The sequence below is a fragment of the Leifsonia sp. GW821-FHT13C05 genome, from assembly GCF_058806515.1.
Map to the genome: position 1 here is coordinate 1 of NZ_JBXAPT010000002.1, position 14,295 is coordinate 14,295.

Here is a 14,295-nt window from a genome sequence, read left to right on the forward strand (position 1 = left end):
CCCCCCCCCCCCCCCCCCCCCCCCCCCCCCCCCCCCCCCCCCCCCCCCCCCCCCCCCCCCCCCCCCCCCCCCCCCCGGTCGGCGGGCGTCGGACGCACCACCACCTCGACCAAGGTGCTCGGCTACGTCCTCGTCGCCCCCATCGTCCTCATCATGGCCTTCGTCATCGCGTTCCCGCTGGTGAACGCGGTCGTCACGAGTCTCCAGGATCAGCGCGTCATCGGCAGCCCCGCGGACTTCGTCGGCTTCGACACGTACACGAAAGTGCTCGGCGACGACAAGTTCTGGGCGGCGCTCGGCCGCTCCGGGATCTGGTTGGTCGTCAACATGATCGTCCAGACGATCCTCGCGTTCGCCACGGCGCTGCTCCTGCAGCGCAGCGGCTGGTGGTCGAAGAGCGCCCGCACTTGGATCGTGCTGCCCTGGGTCGTCCCGACCGTCGCCGTCGCGGTGATCTGGCAGTGGCTTCTCAACAGCAACTACGGCATCATCCACAAGATCTTCGCGGCGGTCGGCATCGACATCGGCGCCCCGTTCGCGGACGGCCCGCTCACCCTGATCACGGTCATCCTCGTCAACAGCTGGCACTGGTTCCCGCTGAGCGCCGTGGTCATCTACGGGGCGCTCGCGACCGTGCCACACGAAGTCATCGAAGCGGCGAAGATGGACGGCGCCAATGCCTGGCGCACGTTCTGGTCCGTGACGTTCCCGCTGTTGCAGCCCGTCCTGTTCGCTCTCGGTCTCGTCGGATCGCTGTGGTCGTTCAACGTCCTCGACACGATCTACCTCACCACCAAGGGCGGTCCCGCCGGCGCGACCACGACGATGCCCGTCTACATCTACGACACGGCGTTCAGCGCCTTCCGTTCCAGCGAGGCCGCAGCGGCCTCGGTGCTGACGGTGATCGTGCTCGCGATCGCGGGCCTGCTGTTCGTGCGGTTCGCCAAACCGAAGGACTTCGCATGAGGCCGACACTGAGGCTGGGGCGCATCCCGGCCGCGCTCGCGATGATCGTGCTGACGATCGTCGTCATCGGACCGATCTACTGGGTCGTCAGCTCGGCCTTCAAGAGCCGTCAGGAGATCTTGCAGGCAACACCGACCTGGTGGCCGCAGACCTTCACGCTGTCGAACTTCGAGCAGTTGTTCGTCACCACCGACTACGCCGTGTACCTGCGCAACAGCGTGATCGTCGCGGTCGCGACCACCGTCGTCACGCTCATCGTCTCTCTCGCCGCCGCGTACGGCCTCTACCGTCTGCGCGTGCCGGGCAGCGGGAAGATCGCGGGCATCGTGCTGCTGTCGTACATGATCCCCGGCACTCTGCTCATCGTGCCCCTGTACCGGACGCTCGCCGGAGCCGGCCTGATCGACACCTACGCCGGGCTCGTTCTCGTGAACGTCGCGTTCACCGCACCGTTCTGCACCTGGCTGCTTCGCGGGTTCATCTTCTCGGTGCCGCCCGAACTGGACGAGGCGGCCTCGATCGACGGCGCCGGCCCGGTCCGCACGATGGTGCAGGTGGTGCTCCCGCTGATGGCGCCCGGCGTTGCGACGGTCGCGGTCTACTCGTTCGTGTATTCGTGGACCGAGTTCGTCTTCGCCTCCCAGTTCGTCGTCAGCGACACCCTCAAGACGCTGCCGATCGGGCTGAGCGCCCTGGTGGGGCAGTACACGGTCAACTGGGGTCTCGTGATGGCCGGAACCGTGTCCACGCTTCTGCCCACCGTCATCCTGTTCCTCTTCGTCGGCAAGTACTTCGTCGGCGGACTCATCTCGGGAGCGACGAAATGACCATCGCCGCCGACGAGACCAGGACCTCCGACCTGTACCTCCGCCGCGTGCAGGAAGTGCTGTCCGTCGCGGCTCGCGAGGAGTCCGACGCGATCTGCCGAGCGGCGGAGACGGTCGCGGACGTCTTCCAGCGCGACGGCATCCTGTACGTGTTCGGCAGCGGCCACTCGCACGTCTTCGCGGAGGAGGCGTTCTACCGGGCCGGAGGATCCGCGCGCATCTCGCCGATCCTGCAGGACGACTACATGCTCCATGTCAGCGCGCAGCGCAGCACCGAGCTGGAGCGCCAGGCTGGCCACGCGGACGACATCCTCGCGCACTATCCCATCCGTCCGGGAGTGGATGCGATGCTCGTGGTGTCGAACTCCGGATCGAACGCCCTCCCCATCGAGGTGGCGGGGGCGGCGAAACGGCTCGACCTGCCTGTCATCGCGATCACCTCGGTGGCATACGCGCGTTCGACAACCGGTGCCGGACCGCGCTTGCACGACGTCGCCGACATCGTGCTCGACAACCACTGCCCGCCCGGCGACGCCCTCGTGCCGATCGCCCCTGGCCTGCCGAAAGCGGGTCCGGGGTCGAGCGCGGTCGGAATCGCCCTGCTCAACGCCGTGATCGTCCAGGCGCTGTCGCTGCAGGCCGCGTCCGGCGTCGACCCGGACATCTACCTCAGCGCAGGCATGCCGGGGGCGCTCGACCACAACAGCGCACTGGCCGACCGGTTCCGGTCGCGCATCCCGCACATCTGACGTCGCTCGACGACCGAGACACGACCACGATCAGGAACAAGAGAAAGAGAACGAGATGAAGATCAGTTTCGAAGTCTGGCCGAACATGCCCTGGGGTCGCCTGGAGGCGGCAGGTCCCGCGTGGAACTCCTGGGGCGACCTGCCGTCGGCGGAGACGGTGACCAAGGTCGCCGACTACGGGTACGACGCGGTCGACTTCATGCTCGGCCACCTCATGAACGGCCCGAAGGCGGAGTACGACCAGCGCCTCGCCGACACCAAGGCCGCGGCGGACGCCGCCGGAATCGAGATCGGCTACGTCGCCAACCACACCACGTTCGTCAGTCCGCGCGAATACGACCGCGAGCGCGGCATCGAGAGCTTCAAGAAGGCGCTCGACGCCGCCAAAGTCCTCGGAGCGAAATCCGCTTGCACCCTTCTCGGCGACGGGTACTACGACCCGCCCCTCAACGTGCTCCTCAGCCGCAAGGACGCCTGGCGCCAGGCGAAGGAAGCCATCACCGAGGTGTGCGATTATGCGGCGAAGCTCGACCTCAACGTCAGCATCGAGCTCCTGCAGGGCACCATCCTGAACAAGGTGGAGTCGGTGGAGCGCATGTTCGAGGAGATCGGCGCATCCAATCTCCGGATGACGATGGACACGGGTGCGTTCTACGTCGCGGTCAAACCGTTCATGACCGTGCCGCAGGCGGTCAAGCGGCTCGCGCAATACATCGATATCGTGCAGATCAAGGACGAGGTCGGCCTGCCGACCATCGTGAACTGCAACCACATCTGGTTCGGCGGCGGCCTCGTCGACTTCCGGGAGACGTTCGAGACCCTCGGCGAAATCGGGTTCGACGGCTACGTGAGCGTGGAGTGGGAGGGCTGGCAGGTGGGTGGACAGATCGGCGTCGGCGAACCGGCGGGCATCGGCCTGTCCAACTTCGACCGCGTCGCGGAGGAGTCGCTCGATTTCCTGCGCGAGTACGGTTTCACGACGCAGCGCGAACGGGCAGCCTGACCCCGTGACCGCACACCAGGACGGCCTCGTCGTCGGCATCGACGCCGGCACCACCACGGTCAAGGTGCTGGCGCTGGATGTCGCGACGGGGCGTCCCGTCGCCGAGGCGTCGGCGGAGTACCCGACCGCCTCGCCGGAGCCAGGGGCGCACGAGCAGAACCCGGACGACTGGTGGGATGCGGCCGTCACCGCCCTGCACGCCGTGCTCGCACGCGTCGATGCCTCGTCCATCCTGGCGGTCGGGATGTCCGGCCACATGCACTCCCTGCTCCTGGTCGGCGCGGACGATCGGCCTGTCGCTCCGGCCCTCACCTGGGCGGACAGACGAGTGGCGGAGCAGACCAGGCGGCTGCAGGCGGACCCCGCGTTCGGGCGGCGGGCGGCGAACGGCGTCGTCGACGCGTTCACCGCGCCCAAACTCGCCTGGTTCGCCGAGCGGCACCCCGAGCGGATGCGCGCGGCGACGCGTCTGGTGCTGGCGAAGGACCTGCTCCGGTTCCGGCTCACGGGCGAGTGGGCGACGGACGAGACCGACGCTGCGGGCACGCTCCTCTACGACGTGCACGAACGCGAGTGGGCAGACGACCTGTGGACCGCATCCGGGGCCGACCCGCGACTCGCCCCGCGCGTGCTGGGATCGAGCGAGGTGGCCGGCGTCGTCACAGCGGAGGCCGCGGCAGCGACCGGCCTGCGCGCGGGAACGCCCGTCGTCACCGGAGCAGGCGACGTCCCGGCAGCGGTGCTCGGGTCGGGTGTGGTGTCCCCCGGAGTTCTCAGCGTGAACGTCGGCACGGCGGCCCAGATCATGGGACTGTCCGCGGAGCCGGTCGCGGGAGGTGGGTTCGTCTTCGGGGCGGCGACCGGCGACGGTTTCGTGGTGATGTCGTCGCTGTACGCGGCGGGGGCGAGCATCCGGTGGGCGGAGCGCGCCATCCTCGGCGGCGGTCCGATCGGGGAGGCGGCCAGGCTCGCCCCTCCCGGCAGCGATGGACTGACCTACCTGCCCTTCATGTTCGGAGCGACCGTGCCCGTGAAGAACGACGCCGCGAGGGCGGCGTTCGTCGGCCAGGATGCGCGGCACGGGCGCGAGCACCTCGCGCGCGCGGTGGTCGAGGGCGTCGCGTTCGGGTGCGCGGACGCCGTCGAGGCCGTCTCGGCTGTGGTGGGGCGTCCTCGGGAGATCCGCATCGTCGGCGGTGTCACGGGCTCCGAGGAGTGGTGCGAGACGTTCGCGGCGGCCGTGGGCGCCGACATCCGGGTGGTGCGGGGCGACGGCGGTTCCGCGCGCGGTGCTGCTGCCCTGGCGGCGATCGGTGCCGGTCTGTGGACCGTGGGCACGGCGGCCGCGACGCCGGGCCCCCCTGTCGTTCCCGGCGACGGGGCGGTGGCCGATGCGTACGCCCGGTACCGGGATGCGTGCGCCCGCCTGCTCTGAGCATCCTCGGGCGTCGGTTCGGCAGCTCTCCGCCGCGCGTCAATCCGGCGCGACGGAACGCGACGCCAGCACGGCCCAGTCGTGCTCGAACAGCTGGGTGAAGTATGCGGCGATCTCGGCGTTTTCGAGGATCACGCCCGCATCCCGGTTGGTCAGCGTCCCGGCCGGCGACCAGTTCTGACTGCTGACGAGCGCGGCCCGGCCGTCGACGACGATGCCCTTGTTGTGCACGTTGTTCTGCAGCTTCACGCTGCTCACGACGTCGAGGCCTTCGGCCTGCAGCTTCTCGAGGTAGCCGGCCGTCTCGAACTGGCTCATGATGATGCGCACGTCGACTCCGGCCTGCTGCCGGTCGATCACCGCGTGGATCAGCGCGAGGAACTCGGCGGGGGCGTCCGCGACCGTCTTCGGCAGCTCGATGTACTGGAACTGCATCAGCAGCGATGTCGTGGCGCTCCGGATGAGGTCCAGGATGTGCGGGGCGTAGCTGCCAGCATCCGGGGTGAGCAGCGGCGTCACCGTCAGTTGCCGCTCGGCGGTGTCTGCGGCGAAGAAGCGCTGGTACGGCGGCGTGGTCGCGAGCGGGGCGAGCAGGGCCGGGACAGGCCCGGCGGCCGGAGTGGTGGCCTGGTGCTGCGCGGCGACGGCGAGGTCGTTGAGCAGGAAGGCCTCGAACGTTCGCGCCAGCTGCTCGTTCTCGATGACGACGTGCCAGTCGCGGTCGCCGGAGCGGGCGGCCGAGGCGTCGGCCGGCGTGGTCACCGGGTCGATGTCCGGCTGGTTCGAGTTGTTCCAGTTGCCGCTGGACAGCCAGACGGCGGACGAATCCCGCACGGCGAGCTTGATGTGGTACGCGGACGGGAAGATCCAGGCGGCGGCGAGCGGGTCCATCCTGGAGAGCGCCCACGCCTGCGTGAGGTGGTCGCCGAAGGCGGTGGTGAGTGCCGCGACGGTCTGCTCGTCGGTCTGGTCGGCGGTGGGATTCTTGGCGGGATGATCGAGGACGAGCCGCACGGTTCGGCCCGCGAGGACGGTCTCGACGGTCTGCAGGATGTGCCGCGAGGTGAAGTCGTAGAGGCCGACGGTGAGGGTCTCGCGCACCCCGGAGAGGAACGCGCCGAGCGTCGGCCAGCCGGAGTCCGGACTCGCGCTCAGCGTCACGCGCATGGTGCCGGAGACCGGGGCGAGGGCGCCGCCGGGCGGAGGTGCGTACGGGAGCTGGGGTTTGGCGGCGGCGGCGAAGTCGACGCCGGGGACGATGGATGCGCCGGGCGCGGCGGCCGCGCCCGTCAGCTCGTACTCGTCGGCGAACTCCGGCACCGCGCCGCGATCGGGCGCTGGCCCCGCCGTGCGCGCGAAGGCGGCGGGCTCGGTCAGCATGCGCTCCTTGGCCGCCGACGCAACGCGCGCGTCCACGGGGAGGCCATCCACCTCGGCGGGCAGGGCGTCGCGCACGGTGGGGAGCGACGCATCCCGTGCGATCGTCACCACGATGGCCGGGGTGTCCGTGATCCACCCGTCGGCCAGCAGGTAGCCCGGTCGCACGCTGAGGGCACCGGGGACGGCGAACTCGGGGAGGTGCTCGCGGATGACGGAGCCGATGCGTTCGGCGTTCAGGTTCGGCATACCCCTGGCTTACCCCGCGAAATACCAGTTTCTGTCGCGAATCCCGGGCGTGTTGCGACAGTTTCTGGCATCTCGTAAACCCGCTGAATACGTGCAATTCTGTGGCATCTAAGATGAGGCGCACAGCCAGAAAGATGGAGATCGCACCATGAGCACCGACGCGCCGACCGCCGCACACCGCGCCGACAGTCACGACCTGATCCGCGTGCAAGGGGCGCGCGTCAACAACCTCAAAGACGTGAGCGTCGAGATTCCGAAACGGCGGCTGACGGTCTTCACCGGCGTCTCCGGCTCCGGCAAGAGCTCGTTGGTGTTCGGCACCATCGCGGCCGAGTCGCAGCGGATGATCAACGAGACGTACAGCGCGTTCGTGCAGGGCTTCATGCCGACGCTCGCCCGGCCCGACGTGGATGTGCTCGACGGGCTGACCACGGCGATCATCGTCGACCAGGAGCGGATGGGGGCGAACGCCCGGTCGACGGTCGGCACGGCCACCGACGTGAACGCGATGCTGCGCATCCTGTTCAGCAGGCTCGGCCAGCCGTACATCGGGTCGCCGCAGGCGTTCTCGTTCAACGTCGCGTCGGTGTCCGGGTCCGGCGCCATCACCATCGAGCGTGGAGAGGCCACCACGAAGGAGCGGCGCAGCTTCACCGTCACCGGCGGGATGTGCCCACGCTGCGAGGGCATGGGCAGCGTCAACGACATCGACCTCACCCAGCTGTTCGACGAGACGAAGTCGCTGGCGGAGGGTGCACTGACCATCCCGGGGTACACAGCGGACGGCTGGAGCGTGCGCATCTTCACGGGCTCCGGATTCCTCGACGCCGACAAGCCGATCAAGGACTACACGAAGAAAGAGCTGCACGACTTCCTCTACCGCGACCCGGTCAAGGTGAAGATCGGCGACATCAACCTCACCTACGAGGGTCTGGTGCCCAAGCTGCAGAAGTCGATGCTGTCGAAGGACCGCGAGGCGATGCAGCCGCACATCCGCGCGTTCGTCGACCGCGCCGTCACGTTCACCACCTGCCCGGACTGCGGCGGCACCCGGCTGAGCGAGGCCGCCCGCTCGTCGAAGATCGGCGGCATCAGCATCGCCGACGCGTGCGCCATGCAGATCAGCGACCTCGCCGACTGGGTGAACGGGCTGGACGAGCCGTCCGTCGCTCCCCTGCTGAGCGCGCTGCGGCAGACCCTCGAATCGTTCGTGGAGATCGGCCTCGGCTACCTGTCCCTCGACCGGCCTGCGGGCACGCTGTCCGGCGGAGAGGCGCAGCGCACGAAGATCATCCGGCACCTCGGCTCGTCGCTCACCGATGTGACCTACGTCTTCGACGAGCCGACGATCGGGCTGCACCCGCACGACATCCAGCGCATGAACGAGCTGCTGCTCCGCCTGCGCGACAAGGGAAACACCGTGCTCGTGGTCGAGCACAAGCCGGAGATGATCGCCATTGCCGACCACGTCGTCGACCTCGGGCCGCGCGCGGGCACCGCGGGCGGGACGATCACATACACCGGCAGCCTCGACGGCCTCCGCGCGAGCGACACCCTCACCGGCCACCACCTCGACGACCGCGCCACCCTCAAAGACACGGTGCGCACCCCCACCGGCACACTCGCCATCCGCGGCGCGAGTTCCCACAACCTGCGCGACGTGGATGTGGACATCCCGCTCGGGATGCTCGTGGTCGTCACCGGCGTCGCCGGCTCGGGCAAGAGCTCGCTCGTGCACGGGTCGATCCCGGCCAGCGAAGGCGTGATCTCCATCGACCAGGCGGCGATCCGCGGCTCCCGCCGCAGCAACCCCGCCACGTACACCGGCCTGCTCGACCCCATCCGCAAGGCCTTCGCGAAGGCCAACGGCGTGAAGCCCGCGCTGTTCAGCTCCAATTCCGAGGGCGCCTGCCCCAACTGCAACGGCGCTGGCGTGATCTACACCGATCTCGGCATCATGGCCGGGGTCTCCACGGTCTGCGAGGTCTGCGAAGGCAAGCGGTTCCAGGCCTCCGTGCTCGAATACCAGCTCGGCGGCAAGGACATCAGCGAGGTGCTGGCGATGTCCGTCACCACCGCCGACGAGTTCTTCGGCAACGGCGAGGCGCGCACGCCCGCCGCCCACAGCATCCTGAGCAGGCTCGTGGATGTGGGACTCGGCTACCTGAGCCTGGGCCAGCCACTCACGACCCTCTCCGGCGGGGAACGTCAGCGCCTCAAACTGGCGACCCACCTCTCCGAGCAGGGCGGCGTGTACGTGCTCGACGAACCGACTACTGGCCTCCACCTGGCCGATGTGGAGCAGCTGCTCGGACTCCTCGACCGCCTGGTCGACTCCGGCAAGTCGGTGATCGTGGTGGAGCACCACCAGGCCGTGATGGCGCACGCGGACTGGATCATCGACCTCGGCCCGGGCGCCGGCCACGACGGCGGGCTGGTGGTGTTCGAGGGCACGCCGGCGGAGCTGGTGGCAGCCAAGTCGACGCTCACCGGGCAGCACCTGGCGGCATACGTGGGGGCGTAGCGGAGCGGCCACCCGCGTACGAGCGGCCGCTCCCTACTCCCTACTCCACACTCTCTACTGAATGCCCTCGCGGACGAACTGCCACTGCTGGTTCGCGGCGCCCGTCGCCGCGTTCTGCTGGGCGGCGGCGCCGTTCGCCGTGGACGAGCCGGCGATCTCCAGGGGCTTGCCGCTGTTCGCGTTGGTCAGCGTCCAGTAGCCGCCGCTCGTCGTGAGGTTCCAGTTCTGGGTGGCGTTCCCCGTCGGACCCCACTGACCCGCCTGCACAGCGTTGCCCGTTTGCGCGCCCGGGATCTCCAGCAGCTTGCCGCTGTTGTCGTTGAACAGCTGCGTGCTTCCCGTCACCGGGTGGACGTTCCAGATCTGGGTGGGGTTCGCGGTGTCCGCCCACTGGCCGGCCAGCGCGCCGTCGGTGGTGAGCGCCGAAGCGATCTCCAGCAGCTTGCCGCTGTTGCGGTTCACGATCCGGAACTGCGAGTCGAGCTGCGCGCTCGGCTGATAGACCTGCAGCTGGTCGAGTTCCGCATACGACGTCCCCTTGCTGAACGCGATCGTGTTGGCGCCCGCATTCAGCGTCACCGTCTTCTGCGCCCAGCCGAAGCGGCCCCAGTCGACCGTCGCCGGATAGCTGATGCTCGACGCCGTCCCACCGTTCACCGAGACGTTGTGCGTGCTCGCAGCACCTGTTCCGTTGTCGTAGCGCACGTTGAGCGTGTACGAGCCCGCGCTCGGAACGCGCACCGTGAACGTGACGGCACTCGTGCTGTTGTTGATGTTGCCGACCTTGCTCCCGTTGGCGGCGTTCACATCGGTCACCAGCGAGGTGTCGGACGTGCGTGCCGCCTTCTCCGCCTCGTACTGCTGCGCATCCAGCGGGATCGAACCCACGCGGATGTCGTTGTACGTGGTCGCCGCGTTCTCCACGTTCGTCGCTTGGTAGAGCGTGCGCCCGTCGACGCTGGTGTCGAAGCTCTGCGCGAACCCGGAGAATGTGCCGCCCGCCGTGTCGGTCGAGTCGTAGGTGACCGCCATCGGCAGCCGCTCCCACGGTCCGGCACCCAGGTTGTAGTTGACGTAGAAGTCCTGGCCGCCGCTGATGTTCCCCGAGGCATCGAGACCCCACTTGGATGCGACGACCACCATCCCCTTCGGGCCGCCGGTCGGCACCCACTTCACGTACGGGGACGAGCCGATCCCGCGCCCGTTGGCGAGGGCGATCTGCGTGCCGATGCTCGTGCTGGGCGACCAGGTGACCCCATCCGGAGAGATTTTGAAGTACACCGGCGCCGTGTTGTTGGTCTGGCTCGGCCGGTTGACGACCTCGAACGTGGCGAGGTAGCGGCCGTCCGGCAGCTTCGTCACGGTGATCATGCCCGGCCGGTCGCTCTGGTTGGTCGGAGCGGACACGTTGCCGAGCGCACCCCAGGTGAGGCCGCCGTCGCTGGACTCACGGTACGAGACCGCCTGCAGCACGCCGTTCGCCTTCTGCCGCTCGTCCGAGAAGTACGCGGCGAGCTTTCCGTTGCCGTCGACGATCAGCGACGGCTCCCACACCGTCGTGGTGGTGGAGGTGGGAGACGGGTCGTACGTGGCCGGGCCGCCGGTGTCGATGGTGCTGAGATACGACCAGGTGGCTCCGTGGTCCGCGCTCTTGTAGACGACGAGCCTGCTGCTCGACCGGTCCGTGGGCATGATCATGCCGGAGAGCAGGATCGTGCCAGCGGGGAGGCTGCCGACCTGCTGGGGAAGCTCGTAGAGGAACGGCTGCGACGTGCGCGCGAGCGTCGGGAAGTCGTTGTTCGGGACGACGTCGGTGAGGTGCGTCCACGTCGTCCCGTTATCGGTGCTCCGGTAGATCGGGTACACCTGCTTGCCGCCGACGAGCACCAGCTGGTCGTAGGTGACGAGCTGGGTGCCGTTGGATGTTCCGCTGTTCTTCAGGACGATGTTCTTGGCGTAGGTGGTTCCCGCCGCGCGTCCGCCCTCCGGATTGAAGGACGTCCCGGCCGCGGGCGAGTACACCAGCGCGCCGTTGCCTGTCGTGACGGCCTCGGCGGGAGGGGCGATCGCCGCCTGGGCGAACACGGCGACTGCTGCCGCGGTGAGAGCTGCCGCCAGCATCCGGCGGCGGAAGGTTCGCGGCTGGGCCGCTCCCCCGGTGGATCCGATCATCGTGTGTCTCCGATCTGAGAGTTCGCGTCGCGGGAATCCGTGGCGCAGTGCCGACGCGGTCCGCGCCGTCACGCCTGAGGGGGTAAGCGTGCTGGGGGTGGGAGGTTCTACCGGTGGGGAGGTTCTACGGGTGGGAAGGGTCTAAGCGGTGACCGGGTTCTGTGGGGTGAGCAGGATCTCCGTCCAGGAGACGGCGGGCAGGTCGATCCGCAGGACGCCTCCGTCCGTGCTGACGGTGGTGTTGTCGGCGAGGACGACGCGTTCCGGGTTCTCGCGGTTGTTGGAGGCGGTGATGTCCGCGTCGCTCAGCGTGCGCGCGGTGACCGCGTATGTGCCGGGGTGCGCGCGGGACGGGAGGTCGATCTCGAGGGAGGTCCCGGCATCCACGGCCCGGTTGACGACGTAGACCGCGACGCTGCCCGTGCTCTCGTCGAGGCTCGCGACGGCGTCGACGAGCGGCACGTCTCCGAAACGCTCGGTCGGGTAGCTGTCGCTCACCGGGGTCACGTCGAGGGCGATGCCGGTGGCGTTGGCCGCCGTCGCCGCGAACGGGAAGAAGGTGGTCTGGCGCCAGGATGCGCCCCCCGGCTCCGTCATGATCGGCGCGATCACGTTGACCAGCTGGGCGAGGGAGGCGCTGGTCACCCGGTCGGCGTGCTTCAGCAGGGTGATGAGCAGGCTGCCGAACACCACAGCATCCGCCACCGTGTACTCGTCTTCGAGCAGGCGAGGGGCAACGGGCCAGTTGTCGACGCCGGTGATCTTGTCGACGTTCTCGTAGCGGCTGTTGTACCAGATGTTCCACTCGTCGAACGAGATGTTGATGGTCTTATCGCTGCCGCGCACCGCTTTGACGTGGTCGGCGGTGGCGGTGACGCTGCGGATGAAGTGGTCCATGTCGATCCCGGATGCGAGGAAGCTCGCCAGGTCGCCGGTGTTCTCGTAGTACGCGTGGCAGGAGATGTAGTCGACCGCGTCGTACGCGTGGGTGAGCACGACGCGCTCCCACTCGGCGAACGTCGGCATCGACGAACTCGACGAGCCGCAGATCACCAGCTCCAGGTCGGGGTCGAACGCCTTCATCGCGCGTGCCGTCTGGGCGGCGACCTTGCCGTAGTCGTCGGCAGAGCGATGTCCGAGCTGCCACGGGCCGTCCATCTCGTTGCCGAGGCACCAGATGCGCACGTCGAACGGCTCCGTGCGTCCGTTCGCCGCCCGCCGGTCCGCGCGCGCCGTGCCCTGCGCGAGGTTGGCGTACTCGAGCAGCTCCAGCGCCTCCGGCGTTCCGCGGGTGCCGAGGTTCACGGCGAGCATGAGCTCGCTGCCCACGGCGTCCAGCCAGCGCTGGAACTCGTGCAGGCCCACCTCGTTCGTCTCGGTGGTGTGCCAGGCCAGGTCGAGCCTGGTCGGCCGTTCCTCCCGCGGCCCGACGCTGTCCTCCCAGTTGAAGCCGGAGACGAAGTTGCCTCCCGGATACCGGATCGCGGTGACGCCGAGCTCCTTGACCAGCTCGATGACGTCGGTGCGGAAGCCGTCGCCGTCGGCCAGCGGGTGGCCCGGCTCGTAGATGCCGTCGTAGACCGAGCGGCCGAGGTGCTCGACGAACGAGCCGAACAGCCGAGGGTTGATGGCGCCGATCCTGGCCGACGTGTTGATGGTGAGGTGTGCGATGTGCATGGATGTGTTCCGTTACGGGTTCGGCGTGAGGCGGCTGGCGGACGGGGCGGGAAGGGCGGACAGGTCGGACGTGGCGTGGTGCCGATAGCGGTCGGCGACCGGGTTCCGGGAGCGGAGGAGACCGTCGCCGGTCTCGACGAGGTCGTAGAGGCCCATCGTGAGCAGGTGGTCGGCGCGCGGGTTCTCGCTGTGCCGCCAGGTCCACTCGTACATGTCGAAGAGAGGCCACCAGGTGTAGCCGACGATGTCTGTCCCCTCCGCGCGCATCCGGTGCACGAGCGCGACGGAGTCGTCGAGCCAGGCGATGCGTTCCTCGACGCTTCCGGTGACGCAGGTCTCGGTGACCATGACGGGCGCTCCGTACCGGTCGGCGTACGACTGCAGCGCATCCCGGAGCCCGGCGGCGCCCCTGTCGACCGATGGCCGGGGGTCGGCGAAGCCGCCCGCGTGGTGCACGCCCGCCTCGAACAGCTCGGTGGAGTGGCGCGGGTAGTAGTTGACGCCCATCACATCCGGCCGCACGATGTGCTCGGCGAACCAGGCGAGGTCGTCGTCGCTCAGCCCGTTGGCGCGGAGGCCGACGGCGAGCGGATGGCCGTCGTCCACCCGGCCCGTGACGAGGTCCTCCACCAGGTGCACCTGCTCGGAGAGCCGCTCCGCCTCCTCCGCGTGTTCGGGGGCCGTGTCCGCGCCGACGAACGTCATCGCCGCATCCACGTGGACGAAGGATGCGCCGGGCAGCACCTCTGCGATGCCGAGCTGCGTGTGCACGAAGCCGCGCGCGAGGTTGGCCGCGATGGTGGTGAAGCCGCGCGCACCGGAGAGGTACGGAGGCCAGTACGCGTACTCGCCGGCGAACAGCGCGTGGATCACCGGCTCGTTCACCGGCGTGTAGTCCTGTGCGACGTCGGCGTAGCGCTCGGCGAACCGGACGGCGTACTCGGCGACCTGCTGCGGATAGTCCGGATGCGCGAACTGGTCGTCCAGCCAGGTGGGCGTTCCGTAGTGCAGCAGGTCGACGATCGGCCGCAGCCCGGCGTCCGCCATGCTCGCCAGCGCGCGGTCGGTCCACGACCAGTCCCAGCGTCCTGGCTCCGGTGCGACGCGGTACCAGGGCACGCCCCAGCGCAGCAGCTCAGCACCGACCCCGGCCGCGAGCCGGAAGTCGTCGTCGAACCGTTCGTAGTGCTCTGTCAGCTCGTATTCGTCGATGGCACGCTCGCCCGGCCGCGTCTGCGGCACGAAGGTGTCCTCGATGCCGAGCGCGAAACGCAGGCGGCCGTCCTCGAACCAGCGAGGGGTCTGTCGGGTCATGC

The 14,295-nt window shown here is 69.0% G+C and carries 10 protein-coding genes; 6 read left to right on the top strand and 4 right to left on the bottom strand.

The genetic code is table 11. The features are described 5' to 3' along the window. Positions 1 to 114: 114 nt before the first annotated feature. From AC1ROC_RS06555 to AC1ROC_RS06575, 5 genes are read left to right on the top strand one after another with little or no spacing between them, the layout of a single operon-like run. Complete coding sequence (locus tag AC1ROC_RS06555) at positions 115 to 966, top strand: carbohydrate ABC transporter permease (RefSeq protein ID WP_492998962.1); 852 nt, start codon at positions 115 to 117, stop codon at positions 964 to 966. Beyond that, the gene (locus AC1ROC_RS06560; RefSeq protein ID WP_434949459.1) at positions 963 to 1,793 is read left to right on the top strand and encodes a carbohydrate ABC transporter permease; all 831 of its coding nucleotides are present in this window, start codon (positions 963 to 965) and stop codon (positions 1,791 to 1,793) included. The genes AC1ROC_RS06555 and AC1ROC_RS06560 overlap by 4 nt, the downstream gene beginning before the upstream one ends. Beyond that, positions 1,790 to 2,542, top strand: coding sequence for an SIS domain-containing protein (locus AC1ROC_RS06565; protein WP_492998964.1), 753 nt, complete (start codon positions 1,790 to 1,792; stop codon positions 2,540 to 2,542). The genes AC1ROC_RS06560 and AC1ROC_RS06565 overlap by 4 nt, the downstream gene beginning before the upstream one ends. Before the next feature lie 55 nt (positions 2,543 to 2,597). Continuing rightward, on the top strand, positions 2,598 to 3,545 hold the full coding sequence (locus AC1ROC_RS06570) for a sugar phosphate isomerase/epimerase family protein (protein WP_492998965.1): 948 nt from the start codon (positions 2,598 to 2,600) through the stop codon (positions 3,543 to 3,545). 4 nt (positions 3,546 to 3,549) lie between these two features. After that, entirely contained in the window at positions 3,550 to 4,980 is a 1,431-nt protein-coding gene (locus AC1ROC_RS06575) for a xylulokinase (RefSeq protein ID WP_492998967.1), read from the top strand. A 39-nt stretch (positions 4,981 to 5,019) separates the two neighbouring features. Here AC1ROC_RS06575 and AC1ROC_RS06580 read toward each other — a convergent pair whose 3' ends face one another. Next, entirely contained in the window at positions 5,020 to 6,606 is a 1,587-nt protein-coding gene (locus AC1ROC_RS06580; protein ID WP_492998969.1) for a phospholipase D-like domain-containing protein, read from the bottom strand. A gap of 148 nt (positions 6,607 to 6,754) precedes the next feature. On the opposite strand from AC1ROC_RS06580, the gene AC1ROC_RS06585 reads away from it, so the two are divergent. Continuing rightward, complete coding sequence (locus AC1ROC_RS06585) at positions 6,755 to 9,130, top strand: ATP-binding cassette domain-containing protein (protein ID WP_492998972.1); 2,376 nt, start codon at positions 6,755 to 6,757, stop codon at positions 9,128 to 9,130. 54 nt (positions 9,131 to 9,184) lie between these two features. Here the strand turns inward: AC1ROC_RS06585 and AC1ROC_RS06590 are convergent, their stop codons facing one another. From AC1ROC_RS06590 to AC1ROC_RS06600, 3 genes are all read right to left on the bottom strand, one after another. Beyond that, on the bottom strand, positions 9,185 to 11,302 hold the full coding sequence (locus tag AC1ROC_RS06590) for an RICIN domain-containing protein (protein ID WP_492998974.1): 2,118 nt from the start codon (positions 11,300 to 11,302) through the stop codon (positions 9,185 to 9,187). A 141-nt stretch (positions 11,303 to 11,443) separates the two neighbouring features. After that, positions 11,444 to 12,979, bottom strand: coding sequence for an arabinosylfuranosidase ArfA (gene arfA / locus AC1ROC_RS06595; protein ID WP_492998976.1), 1,536 nt, complete (start codon positions 12,977 to 12,979; stop codon positions 11,444 to 11,446). A gap of 12 nt (positions 12,980 to 12,991) precedes the next feature. After that, a complete protein-coding gene (locus tag AC1ROC_RS06600) occupies positions 12,992 to 14,293 on the bottom strand; it encodes a family 1 glycosylhydrolase (protein WP_085368942.1) in 1,302 nt (433 codons plus the stop codon). Between the last annotated feature and the right edge of the window lie 2 nt (positions 14,294 to 14,295).

Coding starts and splice junctions, on each gene's coding strand:
- arfA (WP_492998976.1), bottom strand. CDS start 12,979: ATGCACATCGCACACCTCACCATCAACACGTCGGCCAGGATCGGCGCC.
- AC1ROC_RS06585 (WP_492998972.1), top strand. CDS start 6,755: ATGAGCACCGACGCGCCGACCGCCGCACACCGCGCCGACAGTCACGAC.
- AC1ROC_RS06570 (WP_492998965.1), top strand. CDS start 2,598: ATGAAGATCAGTTTCGAAGTCTGGCCGAACATGCCCTGGGGTCGCCTG.
- AC1ROC_RS06600 (WP_085368942.1), bottom strand. CDS start 14,293: ATGACCCGACAGACCCCTCGCTGGTTCGAGGACGGCCGCCTGCGTTTC.
- AC1ROC_RS06560 (WP_434949459.1), top strand. CDS start 963: ATGAGGCCGACACTGAGGCTGGGGCGCATCCCGGCCGCGCTCGCGATG.
- AC1ROC_RS06590 (WP_492998974.1), bottom strand. CDS start 11,302: ATGATCGGATCCACCGGGGGAGCGGCCCAGCCGCGAACCTTCCGCCGC.
- AC1ROC_RS06565 (WP_492998964.1), top strand. CDS start 1,790: ATGACCATCGCCGCCGACGAGACCAGGACCTCCGACCTGTACCTCCGC.
- AC1ROC_RS06580 (WP_492998969.1), bottom strand. CDS start 6,606: ATGCCGAACCTGAACGCCGAACGCATCGGCTCCGTCATCCGCGAGCAC.